Consider the following 14,310-nt stretch of genomic DNA (forward strand, 5'->3'; position numbering starts at 1 on the left):
CCCTTCCTTAAAACGAAGGGCTTTTCTTTACACGTCAGAATGGCGCCGGCTCTTCTTCCAGTTCAAACTCCGCTCCGCCCTTCCCCGCCATCACTACCTCCTGCTGCTCCCACCTCACAGTCACGCTGCCGTCGTCATTGAGGGTCAGCTCAAGCTCGTCGGTATCAACGATCACACTCAGCACCTCTTCCCATTCCCGATCACCGTCTGTGTCCAAGCGATGAATCGTGACCCAGCGCTGCGCCTGCGCCACGGGGTGATTGATCATCGATGAGACGCGTAGTGCAAGGCGCTCCATTCCGCTTATTTCTTCGCGTTCCACTGGTCGCGCTTGCTTTGTCACCTTAGCCATACCATCACCTTTCATCCAAAAAACTGTATGCATATCCAGTACTCGTTGAGCATACATCTCCATCACACAAAATTAATTAACCGCCGGTATTGACTCGCAATATAACCGCCGGTTAATGTTCGCTCCATCGAGTAACCCAACAGGGACTCGCCAGGGCCTCACGGCCTGACCGCTCTTTAACAGCTCAGGACCTTCGCAGATCGATCCCCGGCAACGGGCACAGCGCGAACAATAAATTCGATCTCCACGCCAGCTCTGGTACTGGCCGTGCTCACCAGATGTGAGTACGCGAAACCACGCAAGCCGGTAGGCGAAGAACACCGTTCACGAAATGTGTGACGCCGGCCAGAGATATGAATCGGGCGATGCGCGTGGTGGAGATGAGGCACCCACAGATTTACTGATGCCGCTTCTATGAGGCGGCATTGGAAATCCAACGGAGGAAGTGAAATGCCGAAGTACATGCTCGACTACATCCGGCTGTGCCGGGAATGCAGCCTGGATCTGCGCACGATCGGCAACATGATCGGCATCGTGATTCCAACTCTGCAGCGTGAGGCGGCCGGACTGCGCAGCGCGGTGAGCGAATTTGCCGGGGAATTCCCTGAGCTTGAGCAAGACGCCGAACTGCTGGAATCAGCCATCCGCGCCGGGCTCCGGCGCTGCATGCCGCAGCCGCATCAGCAAGATATGTTCGCAGCATGACGGGCCTTTTCACTGATGCACCTGGTTACCCGGATGCATTGGGAACTAACCATAACAGCGGAGAGCATCCATGAACGAAGCTCAGATAGAGCAGGTGCAGGAAATTGTGCAAGAAATCGCGACCGACGAAGTCATCAGTTTTGATGAGGCCTTCGCAATCGCGATGGGGAACCTAAAGCAATGGGTGGAACGGATGCCCAAGGGCAGGAATGCGGCAGGCTGCTCGGGCGGGTCTAAACGCTAAGCCGGATACAAAAACGCAGACCACTCTTGGTCTTTGATCTGGCAGGCAAAAATAGCTGGATCCTTATGGGGCGAGACAGTGGCCGCAGTTGCTCTTACTCGATCCCTGAGAGCCGTGACATCAAGACCGCTGGGGCCAAAGTACGTGCCAGTTGGCATTTCGTGGATAACTCCACCGGTGAATGTCACCGTCCTCTTCAGGCCTAAAGCTTCCATTCTTTCGTGAAGATCTTCATACCCTTTTGCGTTCGCCCCGAACAGCTCAACACGCACCAAGTACTGCGCCATAACGATATTCCTTATCTCGACTGTGGAAGCCGAAGCATATGGTTTTCCCTCGACTGTGGAAAGCGAGGAAACAGGGTGCCTGCCCCTGCAAAAACAGGCATACCTCTTCCCCGCCTCTACCCGTCAGCACTCCTCCCCCGCGCCCATCGGCAACCAGCGGGAGAAGTGAGTGTTGACGAATACAGGTGAACAACCCGCCACCTTGGAGGCGACCATGAACGCAGCATTGAATATTTGCCAAGAGCGTTACGACGCTCAGTTGCCTCCAGAGGTCAGCGAGAGCGACGAGGTGACGGACTGGCTCGAGCATTCGGCGGAGCGCCTGGTGTGCGGCGTCGACATCAAGTGGAAGCGCCGCTACGGCCAGTCCCAAGTGGTGACGTTCGATCGGTTCTGCACTGCTCTGCAAGGCCACCTGAACCAGCGCCAGATCGACGGCCTGGACGAGCGCGACTCACTTGCTCGACTGTTCTTGTCGTCGATCCTCGGCGGCCAGGCAGATTCACGCGGACACGCTGCTGACTTGATCGGCCAGCCCCACCCCATCGAGGCCGCCGAGCGGATCGCCATGGACCTTCTCCGGCCCTACGCCGCCGACGCAGTAGCAGCGGAACGGGAAGAGGCAGAAGACGACGTGGATGCAGACCTATGAGCCCGCACATCCTGATCGATGAGGCGCTGGAGGCCCTGGAGCATCCCGCCAGCGAGCCCGGCGCCCAGGCGGTGGTGGTGCGGATGATCACCAACATGCTCACCGGCGACGCGATCACCGTCGAAGAATTCAACCACTACTGCCAGCGCCTGCTGAAAATCACCAGGCTCCGCAAGGAGGCTGCATGAGCACTGCACCGGTTAAATCACTGATCGACGAGCAGCTCGACGAAGTTGAGTCGAAGCTGATCATGCTGGGCTTTGGCCTTCCCTTCAATGAAGTGATCGGCCAGCCGCGTGAGCGTGCCGTGGCGACCTTGCCGAAGCGCTTGGCGGCAACCATGAAGGGCGGTCGAATTGCGGTGAGGGTTCGGCCATGACGATGATTTGCGGAAACTGCAACCAGGCCGGGATTCGTTGGGTTGGCCCATTCAGTAGCTTGGCCCATACCGAGTGCCCGCACTGCGGCGGCACTAACTGCCAACTGGCTGACCAGTCAGAGGGGGAAATCGAGGAGGAAGTTGAGTGCGGATGCGGGCGCAAATCCGGCCCCCCGAACTTTGATGATGGTCGCTACTACTGCGGCAGCCAGTGGTGTATGCCATGACCACCCACCAGCAGCACCGGCGCCGCGCCATCCGTGCCCTGTCGACCATCGTAGGCCTGACCTTCCTCACCATCGTTTTCTTTGGGCCCGCCATCGGCGGCCTGATCACCCAATAAATTATTCCGCACAGCGCCCACCGCAAGGATGGCGCGGGAGATAGTCATGCTCGCAGCAATTGCAGATCGCATTCGTTCTAAATCCTACGAACTTCCCCTGTCTCGCGATTACGTCCGCCACTGGGGCCTGAAAGAAGCCATACGGGAGCTGGTACAGAACGCGCTGGACAGCGAGTCGCCGTTTGAATATGCATTCGCCGACGGCCAGCTGTTCATCACCAGCCGCTTTGCAAGGCTGGAGGCCAGCACGCTGGTGCTGGGCAACACCTCCAAGGCTGACCGCTCCGACGCAATCGGCAGCTTCGGCGAGGGCTACAAAATCGCCCTGCTGGTACTGACCCGAAATGGCTACGACGTGAAGGTGCTGAACGGCAACAGACAATGGGTACCAGAGTTCCGGCACAGCGACCAGTTCGACGCCGAAGTGTTATGCATCAACGAGACCCCGGCGCACCGGCAGAATCAGGGTGTTGAATTCGTCGTCTCCGGCCTCTCCGTTGATGACGAAACGGAAATCCGCAGCATGTGCCTGCGCATGCAGCCACCAATGAGCGACGTGATCGGCACCAAGTACGGCCACATCCTGCCCTCCCGGCCCGGCAAGCTGTACGTCGGCACCCTCTTCGTATGCGACACCGATCTTACCTACGGCTACGACATCCTCCCCGAGCATCTGCAGCTTGAGCGAGACCGCCAAACGGTTAGCGGATGGGATTTGAAACAGGTGTCGAAAAACGCCTGGATCGACACGGGCCGCCTGGATGAAGTGGCAGAGAAGATCGAGGCAGGGATTCCCGATGTTGAATATGTCGAGTACGGCAGCACCGAGCTTGTGAGAGAGGCCTGCTACAGGTTGTTCCAGCAGAAGCACCCCGGTGCAATTGCCGTTCAATCCCAGGAAGAACTGAACAACCTGGTCAAGCAGGGAATGACCAACACCGTAGTGGTGAGCCGGACCTTCCACTCTCAGGTTTCAAACTCGACTTCGTACAAGCAGCAGGTCTCCCACGTCGTTGCCATCCAGACGCCCAAAGCCGCCCTGGAAGAATGGTATCGCGACAACAAAAAATACATGAGCAGGCTGCCGGCGGCTTCCTTCAAGGAGCTGGCCAAGCGTGCTGACGGCTGGAGGAACAAGTGATGTCCGAGAACACCAGGATATGGAATCAGGTCGAAACTACCGACCCCGAGGTCACCAAAAAATTTACGGGCGCAGGCGGTTTCAAGGGGACCGCCATCAGGCCCACTTACCTGATGCATCGGGCCACAGAGCTGTTTGGCCCGTGCGGTGAAGGCTGGGGCTGGACAGTTCTTGAGGATCGCTTTGACGAAGGCGCGCCCCTTCAAGCGCCAACGAAAGAATGGCCTGGAGCGCCAATGATCTGCGCGAAGGTGCATACCGTAAAGGTAGAGCTTTGGTACACGGGCAAGGCCGGGCAGAAATGCACAATCCAGCAGTACGGCCACACACCATTCGTATACCTGCAGCAGGGGAAAATCCTTACTGACTGGGATACGGCGAAAAAGTCCCTCACCGATGGCATCGGTAAGTGCCTGCAAGCCTTGGGCTTCGCGGCTGACATTTACCTGGGTATGTTCGACGATCCCACGTACGTCGACACCATCACCGAAGAATTCAAGATTGAGAAGGCTGAAGACAAAGACGCCGAAATTCTGCGCCAAAAACAGGAGCGCATTGACTGGCTCGCCTCGGCTGTCGAGACCATCGGCAAGGCGGTAACCGCCTACGAGCTGAAAACACTGAACGTGAAATACATTCGTGAGGCAACACGCCGCAACGAGCCGGCTTTCATCGCGCGGATCACCCGGGCGTTCGAAGAGCGTAAAGCCACTCTGGAAAAATTGACTGAGGATGCAGCATGACTCAACTCTACGCGCTGACCGGCAAGCTGGCTGAGCTCCAGGCCATGGCCGACACCGATGATGAGGGCCTGAAAGAGGCTCTTCAGCACGCCATGGACGAAGTGCAAGGTGACTTCAACGACAAGGCCGACAATATCGTCATGTTGCGCCGAAACATTGAAAGCGACGTGACGGCTATCGACAACGAAATCGAGCGCCTGGCTGAACTCAAGCGGATCAAGTCCAACAGTGTTTCGCAGATCAGCGACTACCTGCGCCGCAACATGGAAGCCGCCAACATCAAGTCGATCAAGCGTCCGCTCTTCACCATCACGCTGGCCATGGGCAGCGAACGAGTGATCGTGGACAACGAAGATGCAGTGCCGGACGAACTGACCACTGTGAAGTCGAGCATTGCTCCGGACAAAAAGGCCATTGCCGCCAAGCTCAAGGAAATCCGCGAGCATAACGAAGCGGTGCGCAAGCGCGTGGCAGCCGGTGAAGACGCTGAACACGAACTTTTACCCGAACCTACCTGGGCTCACTTGGAGCGCGGCGACAGTTCGATCCGAATCAAGTGAGGTCGCCATGTACGTCAGCAACCACCTAAGTCTGGTCGAGGAACAGCGACAGAACGTTGATTCAATCGCGGAACGTACAGCGCAGTTCCTGGCCGCCGGCGGAACCGTAGCGCAGTTACCGAGCCCGCCTCGCAAACCTCTGCCACCGCCCCGCTCCACCAAGATCGATCCCGAAACCATCCTCAAGCGCCGCAAGCCGCCCATCACCCGGGCCGAGCGTGAAGCGCTGCGCAAACTCACGGAGGCATTATGAGCAAACGCAAGGCGCATAGCCTGCAGGCGCGCATCGCCCGGTCGTGCCGCTCGCTGCTGGCTGCCAACCACGTCGCAGTGGTGAACATCGACCCCAGCGGCCGCCAGGGCATGATCAATTACAAGTCGCTGAAGAACATCGCCCCAGGGAAGATTGGCCAGGCGGTCTGCGGCGTCCCCCACCGATGGACGATCTACCTCAGCGCCCTTTGCATCGATGCCCGCGGTGACCGCTACAGCAAGTCAGTGGAAGTTGCGCCCGATGGCGTCTACCTCTCCGACCATCTGGAAGACGTAATCGAGCATTGCTACAAGAAGCTGCGCGACTCGGCCAATCAAAGCCAGGTGGTGGCATCCGGCTGGATCGCCATTCCCGAAGCTATATCGCTGGACGAGACGCACGCCGCGCGGATTTTCGAAGCGGTCGGCGCCTGGCACCAGGTGAAGGTCGATTCATGCGCCGCATAGCCCGCACCCAGCAACGTAAACGACAAACCTGGCTCGCACTGCCGGCCAGCGGAATAGAAGAGGTAGACCATGGCTGCCGCGCAGAAAGAACGATCGGCAAAGACTGCGGCGAGGCGAAAGACTCGCGGCGAGGAAGAATTGCGATTCCACACCATGGCCGGCACCCGCCAGGCCTTGGCTGACCTGATGGCCTGGAACTGCATCGAGGAACAAGGCGAGGCAATGACCCTGATGATTCACCACCTGCACGGCCTGGGCCCAGCAGGGTCGGCACAGTTCCTCTCCCCGCCTCGACACGAATACGTGATACCCGAAAACGTGTCGGCAAAATTGCTGCTCGCCTATAACCGCGAAGCCCTTCGCATCTGCCACGACGAATAACTCACCCTACTCGCTGCATCCGGTAACCGGAGGGGATTCACTGCATTTCTTTTGCTCGATTCCACTCTATCTTCAGGATTTGTTGAGCTAGCACAACAATTCTGCCGCAGTTACCGTAAACGCCACCTCCTGGGGTGCTGGCATGTTCCAAAGCGCTGAGCACTTCAGTTGCGAGCTGCACAAAGGCTGGCTCCTTAGGGTTCGAGAGGAGCTGTATTTTTGCGCTCAGTGAAAACGCTGTCATTAACAACTTTCTTTTCTCGCCTTCCCACGTCTCTTTCAAGCCCGCAGCGGTAGCTGGATCATCAGCCTTAACGATTTGGATGAATGCTCCATGAGCTTCAGATCCATCAGCGTGAGCCTGTAAAAGTCCGATAGCAGCAATGTAATCAGAGCACGTGTCACGCAGTTCGTTGATCCAAGCTTGCCTGCTCTCTTTCAGTGCCACCGCTTTCGCCAGGACCATTTGGTTATTGGCGGTTTTTTTGAATGTGAAAATTGAAACCCAAGCTCCGACCAGCACTGCAACAGCGGTAAGCGCGAAACCGGCTAAGACAGTCCAATCTGTACCTGAATCAACTATTGCTCTGATCTCCGGGACTCGGTTTAGCGTTACCACCATATTTTCTATTGTCAATTTCCGCTCCTAGCTGAATGCAATTCAGTCGTCACAGATACCCCAACCAAACCCAAATTGCCACCACCGATCACCGGAGGGCGGCGCTTACCCGAGGTAAAAGCAATGCCCATTCGCCACAGTGTCATCCACAAGATCGACAAGAAGCCAGACGGCACCCCGGCTGTTCTGTTTATTGGCGTCTCCGAGCAGGTCGAAAGCCAGGCCCGGGACGACCTGATGAGCCAGCTCAACGAAAGCTACAACGCCACTGCCGGTAAGGGCTGGGGGTTCTTCCATCAAGAATCAGCCGCTTACCCATTGAGCGGCTGGCTCGGCAAGTACCTGGCTGGCGCAACCGACTTCCTGGCCTTCAGCACCACCGCCGTCGAGCACCTGACCAAACTGATGGAAGAGTCGAACCTCACAACCGGCGGGCACGCCCTCTTCTGCCACTACCAGCAGGGCCTGACCGATTACCTGGTCATCGCCCTGGTGCAGGAAACCGAAGCGGTGACGATGACCGAAGAGCTCGCACTGATGACGGTGAACCGCCTGGACCTGGACCACATCCGCCTGGCTGCGCGCATAAACATCAGCGAATGGCAGAACAACAAGCAGTCGAAGCAGTACATCTCGTACCTGAAGGGTAAGCAGGGCCGCAAACTCAACGACTATTTCCGCGATTTCATCGGCTGCCAGGAAGGGATCGACGCGCCTAGCGAAACGCGCACGCTACTGAAGGCGTTCAGCGACTTCGTTGAAAGCGAGGACATGGTCGAAGATGCGGCCCGCGAGAAGACGCACACCCTGGTCAGCTACTCCATGGCTCAGGCCAAGATGGGGGAACCCATCACTCTCGACGAGCTCTCGGGTCTGATCGACGAAGACCGGCCGAAGAGCTTTTACGACTTCATCAAGGGGAAGGACTACGGGATTTCCGAAACCCTCCCGCCGGACAAGAAGACGCTCAACAAATTCCGGCGTTTCACAGGCCGGGCCGAGGGCATGTCGATCAGCTTCGAGGCGCACCTGCTGGGCGACAAGATCGAGTTCGACGAAGCAGGCGGCACGCTGACGCTGCGGGGGCTGCCCACTCAACTGACCGAGCAGCTCAAGCGCGCGACCGCCTAACACCAACTGCTGCGCCGCACGCTCGACGGAGGGCGGCGCCTACCCAATATCGCGATCAACCCAATGCTTTGCGAGCCAGGCTGGAATCAACAGCGTTCGCGACGCGTCCAACTTTGTCCTGGCATCTGGCGAGCGTTCGATCTCAGCGCCGAAGTAAGCAATCCAGCTTCCGTCAGGCTGCAACACTAGCTCCGTCAAGTACGTCCCGACTTCAGCCATGGTCAGTCCACTTTGCTCTGCTAGCAGCTTATTAGAGGGTTTTCTGTCCACTCTTTCCTCCTTGATCCGGCTCCATCCCGGTCACCCGTAATACCCCATATCAACGAATCACGCCAGCCAGCGAAGGAGACTCCGCAAAACCTTTACCCCTCGGAGGATGGCATTTCTAAATTTAGAATATCCGGCAGCTTTTCAGCAAGAAGCATCTTAATTTTGCTCACTTCTGAAAACTGCGTTACAGAAATTTCAAAAGCCAGAATCAATAGGTCATTCGCTGCATTATGGGCTTTAACCTGTCTTGCTTGAAGACTTGAGAGCGCTGCCTTTTTTTGGCCGATAGGAATTTCCGAATTCTTAGTTGAAGATATATGTGCTTCCAAGCTGTCAACAATTCGCCTGCGGTGCTCAATGAACATCTCAAGCAAATTAATCTGAGACGTCTGGTAGGCCTGTATCTCGGCATGCTTTGATTCCGCCTTACCAAGATTCAACTGTTCTGACTGTGCCGTGAGAGTCTCAGATTGAAGCTGATTTAGAGCACGAAATTCTTCCCTCTGCGCATCAAGCAATTCTCTCTGTAAGTAAACCGTTTTAAGAACGGCCAGAAGAGTACAAAAAGATATCAGCGGGCCAAATACCCCTCCAAAATAACTACCGAATGCCGACCAATCTGACGCATTCGTAGATAGTTGGCTGCCAAATATTTTCCAATAGTAATAAGAAGCAAAAAAAGCGCTCACAAACACGATGCAGACCAATAAAAACCAAAAGCTACAAACCGATTTTCTCAAGCGTTCCATGCTAATCACCAAATTTTAAGAATCGGCGAAATATACCAGCGAGGTTTAAGTATGCCCATCACTTACGGAAGCGTGTGCAGCGGCATTGAAGCCGCGACCCAAGCCTGGCACCCGCTGGGCATGCGCGCCGCCTGGTTCGCCGAGATTGAGCCTTTCCCATCGGCGGTCCTGGCTCACCACTACCCCGACGTGCCGAACCACGGCGATATGACGAAGCTGGCAGCCCTGGTGCTGGCCAGCAAGATCCCGGCGCCGGACGTGCTGGTCGGCGGCACCCCGTGCCAAGCCTTTTCGGTCGCAGGTATGCGCGAAGGCCTCACCGACCCGCGCGGCGCCCTCACCATCAAATACGTGGAGCTTGCTGATGCAGTTGACTATGTTCGCGCCGGCCAGCGAAAGCCTGCCAGCGTCATCGTCTGGGAGAACGTCCCCGGCGTCCTCAGCGACAAAGGGAACGCCTTCGGATGCTTTCTTGGCGCGCTTGCTGGGGAAGACTGCGAGCTGCAGCCTCCAGGGAAAAAGTGGCAGGACGCTGGTTGTGTGTATGGACCCAAAAGAACAATCGCGTGGAGGGTCCTGGACGCCCAATATTTCGGCCTGGCCCAACGACGCCGTCGTGTGTTCGTTGTCGCAAGTGCTCGAGACGGGTTCGATCCCACCGAGGTACTTTTTGAGCGCGAGGGCGTGCGCCGGGATACTGCGCCGCGCCGAGGCCAGGGGCAGGACGTTACCGGAACAGCTCCTTTCGGCCCTGCGCTCCAGTGCGGAGAGGGATGCGAGTACGTCTTCCCCGAGCAGTTAGGCGCCTATGGCTGCCCGAGCTGCGAAGGCGACTTCGGGCCAGCGGTATCTATGTTCGGCGGCATCCCAGCCTTCGGCGCCGGGCGCATGTCCGGATCAATCGAGAAGGCCGGCACCCTCACCCACCATGAAGGCCGCAATGACCTGGACAGCGAGACGTTCTTTGTTCAGGACAAGCCAGTAGCTGCACTGACAGCGAACGGTGTTGGAACGTGCGGGGCTGACGACAACCAGGCCCAGGCCGGGCACTTGATCGCAGGCACACTCAACGCCAACGGAAAGGCGGCGGGCAGCGCGACCAATCAGGACGCCGAGTCTGGCCTGCTGGTAGTGCAGGGCACACAAGACCCCGGCGTCAGCGAAAGGCTCGCCTTTGCCCTGGGCAGGAACAACGGCCAGGAAAACGCGGTGCTGGCATTCTCCTGCAAGGATCACGGCGCTGACGCCGGTGAGATAGCCCCTACCCTGCGCGCAATGAATCACTCAGGCAGCCACGCCAACGCCGGCGGCCAGGTTGCCGTCTGCATCACTGGCGACATCACGCACACGCTGAAAGCCGAAGGGTTCGACGGAAGTGAAGACGGAACAGGTCGCGGGCAGCCGATTGTGTCGGTCCTGCGAGGTATCAGCGACTACGGGCAGGGCCTCCCATCACTTCGTCGCAGCTTCGGTGATGCTGGGGGTGGTAGCGAGGCTTTGGTCTCATCTAGCAGTGTCCGGCGCCTGATTCCCCGCGAGTGCGAACGCCTGCAGGGCATGGCCGACGACTACACCCTGATCCCCTGGCGCGGCAAGCCAGCCAGCGAATGCCCGGACGGCCCACGCTACAAGGCGATCGGCAACAGCAAGGCCGTCACCGTGGTTCGCTGGATCGGCTGGCGGCTATTGCGTCAATTGGCGGACTGATTAGCAAGCGCCAGGCGGTATGCCGTCTTTGTTGAAGTCCTTCAGGCGCTCCCGCTCTTCCTCGGTGGAATGCGCCGGGGTTTCTTGCTCGGGCTCTTTCTTCTTTTCTTCACTCATCGCTATGTCCTCTGGGTGGTAGCTGTTTCGGCACCTGGTGGAATCAGCAGTTCAAATCAATCCACTCCACCGCCCGGGCATGGCCCGGCAAAGACACCAACGTCTAAGGAAGCGCGCAATTCCCTACTGGAGACCGCTTAGACGTAAACAAGCCGGGTGACAATATTCGAATCGATTATTGGGGTGGTGTAACTATCTTGTTGATCGGCTATCCATCGTCGTGCCAGGTAGATATCGAACGCCCAGGAATGCTGCTTAAGTAGCGCAACTGCTGTGTCGGTAATCTGGTAGCGTCCGCAGGCAGGGCACGGATACTCCTCAATGTCCGGCAGTTCGATTGGCGCAACGTTATTTCCGCATATGTAGCAGCTCATAATTACCCTCCCCCGGTAATCACTGAACTCTAACTGCTCTGTTGCTCCCTTCCAATACCGCGCATGGATTGGCAAGGGTTCCTAATGAAACTAATTTACCTCAGCGCGCCAAGACCGACCTGGGGGACCTCAACATTCCGGCATTCGCCAAAATGACCGACAGCCCGGCAGCGCGCGACGAGACATTGCAGCCCCGATGGACTGGACCATTCAAAGGGCGCCCGCACGATCCTCCCGATCTCCGAATGCCTCAGAATGACGTTTGTGAATGCCCATGACCGAGTAACGGCCGCTACTGAACCGGCGGCGTCACATTGTCTAAAAGGCTTTCGGGGGAGTTAAGAAAGGAGTTCCATGCCTCAAAGGCATGATGGTGACGCAGAGTAGCAGCGTCCCAAATGGCCCCTGCGACCTCCTTCGATGAAACCAACATCATCATTGTGCTAGTAGCGGCATCAAGCTCAATAAGGAGATGGTGTGATTTGAATCTGAAGTCATCGATTCCGCTCATCAGTTCGCCTTGCGACAGGTCTAGCCGGAAACTCCGTGTTGTACCCGTCTAACTGAGGACTAAGCGTTAGTGATAAACGTTCCATGTCGTCGACCAGCTACCGTTTCGATTGCTTGGATCCCGCTCTGGGAAGCTTCTCGGCCTTGCGGATAGAAATTGACCGCAGAGCGTTTGGGGCATTAAGTCTCGCTATATCTAGCCCCCTAGCCAGAGCTGCTGTCATTGTCTCCCCGGGTATTGACTCAGGGGCCTCCTCAAAAAGCATCTTCTCATCCACCCCGTAAACGCCAATAAACAACTCGGTCCTTCCGAGAAGCGACATTCGCACCTGGACGTTCAGCAAGGTGCCATCTGCCTGCCGCTCATCTACGGATCGGGTATGAAGAGCGGGGTCCGCCCAGTCCCAGAAAACCTTGCCCCTGTTTCTCATCTGAATCGCTCTGATATTTAGGCGGCGATTATGCGACTTGAACGAATCTGAACGAAATACCACGCAACAAATATTTATTCATCCCTCCCCCTTCAAAGTCAGCCGCTATAGCGGCAAGGACGAAGTTATGCCTGAACAAAAGATTACGTTCGTCAACAGCGAACCCGCCAAGTGCGGCTGCAAGATGGAATTCAGCTCTGGCGGTGGGCATTACTCCGACGTGGTTTACGTCACTCCCTGTGAGGCGCACAGCGGCAGCAAGCCGATCGGGCCGGTCGAGGTGAAGCGCGATGCAGGCGGCTGGTGGTATCACCCGAACATTCCGAGCTTTGGCGAAGGCGAAGACCCGACGCCCTACATTGCCTGGGTCAAGGAACAAGGTCTGGAACTGAAAGGCTGGCACTCTGGCGACGAACTCGAGGATCTTCCTGACGAGGATGCTGCGTGCACCGCCTGGAATCCCGAATCGCCAGGCCCTGAGTGGTTCCTGATGGGGATCTTCGATACGGATGATGGCCCCTATGTGCAGTGGGCGCGCCGGGTGACGCCATGATCGCCACCCTCTGGTTCGCCTACGTCTTCATCTACAAGGGGCCCAAGCCATGAAACAGCATCGCGTTTTGATCGGCGACTGCATTGAGTCGATGCGGACGCTGCCTGACAATAGCGTCGACAGCATCGTGACGGACCCGCCCTATGGCATAAGATTCATGGGCAAAAGCTGGGATGGCCAGGACATCGAGAACCGCGCCGCGTACCGGGCCAGCATGCCTTCACACGCTAGCGCTTGTGGGCCGAATGGCGGACATCGCTCGATCGCGGCCGAGGCCGGCAAGTATGACCTGACGCCAGACGGTATGAGGGCCTTTCAGGCTTTCACGCTTGAATGGGCCACAGAGTGTCTGCGCGTGCTCAAGCCAGGCGGCCACCTGCTGTCGTTTGCCGCTGCCCGCACCTACCACCATATGGCGGTCGGCATCGAGATGGCTGGCTTCGAGATCCGCGACCAGATCATGTGGGTGTTCGGCTCGGGCTTTCCGAAGTCGCACAACCTCAAGGGCGAGCACAAAGGCAAGGGCACTGCGCTGAAGCCTGCGCACGAACCCATCTGCATGGCCCGCAAGCCGTTTACCGGGACGGTTGCAGCCAATGTCGCCGTGCACGGCACCGGGGCGCTGAACATCGACGCCTGCCGGATCGGCGTGGTCGACGCGGCCTATGCTCGAAACTGCTCAGGCGATCGCGGCCATGACGGCACTCGATCGATCGAGGAAGAAGGCGCGACCAACCTGCACGCCGGTGGTGGCACTGCTGCATCTGGGCGCTGGCCCGCCAATCTGATCCACGATGGTACTGCCGAAATCGTCGCTCTGTTCCCCACTCAGGCGGGCGCATCGGCACCGGTGACCGGCAACGAACCCACGGCAAACGGCTTCAGCGGCGCAGTCAAGTACAGCGGCCTGCGCGAGCGCATGGCCGGCGCCTTCCACGGTGACAGCGGCAGCGCAGCCCGGTTTTTCTACTGCGCCAAGACCAGTCGTACCGATCGGCATGAGGGACTGACCAATCCCGGCCCGCAGTTCACCCGAGGCACCACCCTGCGCAAGGTCGAGAACACCCCGACGACGGGGAACACCCACCCGACCGTCAAGCCGACTGATCTGATGGCGTACCTGCTGCGCCTGGTTACCCCAGCCGGAGGCGTGGCGCTCGATCCATTCATGGGCAGCGGAAGCACCGGCAAAGCCGCGATGCGTGAAGGCTTCCAATTCATCGGTTGCGAGATTGACGAGCAGTACGCGGCGATCGCCCGGGCGCGCATCGAATTCGAAGTACTCCGGCAGCAAGAGCAGAAGGTTGAATCCGACCAACTCGATCTATTCGCAACAGCCTAA

At 57.8% G+C, this 14,310-nt stretch carries 19 protein-coding genes; 15 read left to right on the forward strand and 4 right to left on the reverse strand.

The features are described 5' to 3' along the window. Positions 1-34: 34 nt before the first annotated feature. The gene (locus tag AC07OJ_RS04365; protein ID WP_495094268.1) at positions 35-352 is read right to left on the reverse strand and encodes a DUF1654 domain-containing protein; all 318 of its coding nucleotides are present in this window, start codon (positions 350-352) and stop codon (positions 35-37) included. Positions 353-802: 450 nt separating this feature from the next. Here AC07OJ_RS04365 and AC07OJ_RS04370 point away from each other — a divergent pair, with 450 nt between their 5' ends. Further along, on the forward strand, positions 803-1,057 hold the full coding sequence (locus tag AC07OJ_RS04370; protein ID WP_495094040.1) for a hypothetical protein: 255 nt from the start codon (positions 803-805) through the stop codon (positions 1,055-1,057). 70 nt (positions 1,058-1,127) lie between these two features. Next, positions 1,128-1,301, forward strand: a complete 174-nt coding sequence (locus AC07OJ_RS04375) for a hypothetical protein (RefSeq protein ID WP_495094041.1) — start codon at positions 1,128-1,130, stop codon at positions 1,299-1,301. On the opposite strand, the gene AC07OJ_RS04380 is transcribed toward AC07OJ_RS04375, so the two are convergent. Beyond that, positions 1,298-1,588 (reverse strand): hypothetical protein, encoded by a 291-nt coding sequence (locus AC07OJ_RS04380; protein ID WP_495094042.1) that lies wholly within the window; start codon positions 1,586-1,588, stop codon positions 1,298-1,300. The two genes, AC07OJ_RS04375 and AC07OJ_RS04380, sit on opposite strands and share 4 nt — an antisense overlap. Before the next feature lie 214 nt (positions 1,589-1,802). Between AC07OJ_RS04380 and AC07OJ_RS04385 the strand changes: the two genes are divergently transcribed. From AC07OJ_RS04385 to AC07OJ_RS04425, 9 genes are all read left to right on the forward strand, one after another. Continuing rightward, positions 1,803-2,240, forward strand: coding sequence for a hypothetical protein (locus tag AC07OJ_RS04385; protein WP_495094043.1), 438 nt, complete (start codon positions 1,803-1,805; stop codon positions 2,238-2,240). Next, complete coding sequence (locus AC07OJ_RS04390; protein ID WP_495094044.1) at positions 2,237-2,428, forward strand: hypothetical protein; 192 nt, start codon at positions 2,237-2,239, stop codon at positions 2,426-2,428. The genes AC07OJ_RS04385 and AC07OJ_RS04390 overlap by 4 nt, the downstream gene beginning before the upstream one ends. Next, a complete protein-coding gene (locus AC07OJ_RS04395) occupies positions 2,425-2,619 on the forward strand; it encodes a hypothetical protein (RefSeq protein ID WP_122757189.1) in 195 nt (64 codons plus the stop codon). Before AC07OJ_RS04390 ends, AC07OJ_RS04395 begins: the two co-directional genes overlap by 4 nt. Positions 2,620-3,008: 389 nt before the next feature. Further along, a complete protein-coding gene (locus tag AC07OJ_RS04400; protein WP_369005375.1) occupies positions 3,009-4,103 on the forward strand; it encodes a hypothetical protein in 1,095 nt (364 codons plus the stop codon). Further along, on the forward strand, positions 4,103-4,846 hold the full coding sequence (locus tag AC07OJ_RS04405) for a hypothetical protein (RefSeq protein WP_369005374.1): 744 nt from the start codon (positions 4,103-4,105) through the stop codon (positions 4,844-4,846). Before AC07OJ_RS04400 ends, AC07OJ_RS04405 begins: the two co-directional genes overlap by 1 nt. Beyond that, entirely contained in the window at positions 4,843-5,406 is a 564-nt protein-coding gene (locus AC07OJ_RS04410; RefSeq protein WP_369005373.1) for a siphovirus Gp157 family protein, read from the forward strand. Before AC07OJ_RS04405 ends, AC07OJ_RS04410 begins: the two co-directional genes overlap by 4 nt. A gap of 7 nt (positions 5,407-5,413) precedes the next feature. Beyond that, positions 5,414-5,659 (forward strand): hypothetical protein, encoded by a 246-nt coding sequence (locus AC07OJ_RS04415; protein ID WP_495094045.1) that lies wholly within the window; start codon positions 5,414-5,416, stop codon positions 5,657-5,659. Beyond that, positions 5,656-6,126, forward strand: a complete 471-nt coding sequence (locus tag AC07OJ_RS04420) for a hypothetical protein (RefSeq protein WP_495094046.1) — start codon at positions 5,656-5,658, stop codon at positions 6,124-6,126. Before AC07OJ_RS04415 ends, AC07OJ_RS04420 begins: the two co-directional genes overlap by 4 nt. 69 nt (positions 6,127-6,195) lie before the next feature. After that, on the forward strand, positions 6,196-6,507 hold the full coding sequence (locus tag AC07OJ_RS04425; RefSeq protein WP_495094047.1) for a hypothetical protein: 312 nt from the start codon (positions 6,196-6,198) through the stop codon (positions 6,505-6,507). A 37-nt stretch (positions 6,508-6,544) separates the two neighbouring features. On the opposite strand, the gene AC07OJ_RS04430 is transcribed toward AC07OJ_RS04425, so the two are convergent. Continuing rightward, positions 6,545-7,144, reverse strand: coding sequence for a hypothetical protein (locus AC07OJ_RS04430; protein WP_495094048.1), 600 nt, complete (start codon positions 7,142-7,144; stop codon positions 6,545-6,547). A 105-nt stretch (positions 7,145-7,249) separates the two neighbouring features. On the opposite strand from AC07OJ_RS04430, the gene yejK reads away from it, so the two are divergent. Further along, positions 7,250-8,257 carry a nucleoid-associated protein YejK gene (gene yejK, locus AC07OJ_RS04435; protein WP_495094049.1) on the forward strand — a complete coding sequence of 336 codons (1,008 nt, stop codon included), beginning with the start codon at positions 7,250-7,252 and terminating at the stop codon, positions 8,255-8,257. A gap of 362 nt (positions 8,258-8,619) precedes the next feature. On the opposite strand, the gene AC07OJ_RS04440 is transcribed toward yejK, so the two are convergent. After that, positions 8,620-9,276 carry a hypothetical protein gene (locus AC07OJ_RS04440; protein WP_495094050.1) on the reverse strand — a complete coding sequence of 219 codons (657 nt, stop codon included), beginning with the start codon at positions 9,274-9,276 and terminating at the stop codon, positions 8,620-8,622. 51 nt (positions 9,277-9,327) lie between these two features. Here AC07OJ_RS04440 and AC07OJ_RS04445 point away from each other — a divergent pair, with 51 nt between their 5' ends. The 3 genes from AC07OJ_RS04445 (at position 9,328) to AC07OJ_RS04455 (ending at position 14,310) form a co-directional block, all read left to right on the forward strand. Beyond that, the gene (locus AC07OJ_RS04445) at positions 9,328-10,983 is read left to right on the forward strand and encodes a DNA cytosine methyltransferase (RefSeq protein ID WP_495094051.1); all 1,656 of its coding nucleotides are present in this window, start codon (positions 9,328-9,330) and stop codon (positions 10,981-10,983) included. Positions 10,984-12,452: 1,469 nt separating this feature from the next. Continuing rightward, complete coding sequence (locus tag AC07OJ_RS04450; RefSeq protein WP_495094052.1) at positions 12,453-12,968, forward strand: hypothetical protein; 516 nt, start codon at positions 12,453-12,455, stop codon at positions 12,966-12,968. Positions 12,969-13,017: 49 nt separating this feature from the next. Continuing rightward, positions 13,018-14,310 carry a DNA-methyltransferase gene (locus tag AC07OJ_RS04455; protein WP_495094053.1) on the forward strand — a complete coding sequence of 431 codons (1,293 nt, stop codon included), beginning with the start codon at positions 13,018-13,020 and terminating at the stop codon, positions 14,308-14,310.

Source organism: Pseudomonas sp. GW821-FHT09C08 (assembly GCF_059418125.1).

What these genes read in the sequence shown, in the direction of transcription:
- AC07OJ_RS04375 (WP_495094041.1), top strand. Translation starts at nt 1,128, where the DNA reads ATGAACGAAGCTCAGATAGAGCAGGTGCAGGAAATTGTGCAAGAAATC.
- AC07OJ_RS04415 (WP_495094045.1), top strand. Translation starts at nt 5,414, where the DNA reads ATGTACGTCAGCAACCACCTAAGTCTGGTCGAGGAACAGCGACAGAAC.
- AC07OJ_RS04400 (WP_369005375.1), top strand. Translation starts at nt 3,009, where the DNA reads ATGCTCGCAGCAATTGCAGATCGCATTCGTTCTAAATCCTACGAACTT.
- AC07OJ_RS04395 (WP_122757189.1), top strand. Translation starts at nt 2,425, where the DNA reads ATGAGCACTGCACCGGTTAAATCACTGATCGACGAGCAGCTCGACGAA.
- AC07OJ_RS04410 (WP_369005373.1), top strand. Translation starts at nt 4,843, where the DNA reads ATGACTCAACTCTACGCGCTGACCGGCAAGCTGGCTGAGCTCCAGGCC.
- AC07OJ_RS04370 (WP_495094040.1), top strand. Translation starts at nt 803, where the DNA reads ATGCCGAAGTACATGCTCGACTACATCCGGCTGTGCCGGGAATGCAGC.
- yejK (WP_495094049.1), top strand. Translation starts at nt 7,250, where the DNA reads ATGCCCATTCGCCACAGTGTCATCCACAAGATCGACAAGAAGCCAGAC.
- AC07OJ_RS04425 (WP_495094047.1), top strand. Translation starts at nt 6,196, where the DNA reads ATGGCTGCCGCGCAGAAAGAACGATCGGCAAAGACTGCGGCGAGGCGA.
- AC07OJ_RS04380 (WP_495094042.1), bottom strand. Translation starts at nt 1,588, where the DNA reads ATGGCGCAGTACTTGGTGCGTGTTGAGCTGTTCGGGGCGAACGCAAAA.
- AC07OJ_RS04385 (WP_495094043.1), top strand. Translation starts at nt 1,803, where the DNA reads ATGAACGCAGCATTGAATATTTGCCAAGAGCGTTACGACGCTCAGTTG.
- AC07OJ_RS04420 (WP_495094046.1), top strand. Translation starts at nt 5,656, where the DNA reads ATGAGCAAACGCAAGGCGCATAGCCTGCAGGCGCGCATCGCCCGGTCG.
- AC07OJ_RS04365 (WP_495094268.1), bottom strand. Translation starts at nt 352, where the DNA reads ATGGCTAAGGTGACAAAGCAAGCGCGACCAGTGGAACGCGAAGAAATA.
- AC07OJ_RS04405 (WP_369005374.1), top strand. Translation starts at nt 4,103, where the DNA reads ATGTCCGAGAACACCAGGATATGGAATCAGGTCGAAACTACCGACCCC.
- AC07OJ_RS04440 (WP_495094050.1), bottom strand. Translation starts at nt 9,276, where the DNA reads ATGGAACGCTTGAGAAAATCGGTTTGTAGCTTTTGGTTTTTATTGGTC.
- AC07OJ_RS04445 (WP_495094051.1), top strand. Translation starts at nt 9,328, where the DNA reads ATGCCCATCACTTACGGAAGCGTGTGCAGCGGCATTGAAGCCGCGACC.
- AC07OJ_RS04455 (WP_495094053.1), top strand. Translation starts at nt 13,018, where the DNA reads ATGAAACAGCATCGCGTTTTGATCGGCGACTGCATTGAGTCGATGCGG.
- AC07OJ_RS04390 (WP_495094044.1), top strand. Translation starts at nt 2,237, where the DNA reads ATGAGCCCGCACATCCTGATCGATGAGGCGCTGGAGGCCCTGGAGCAT.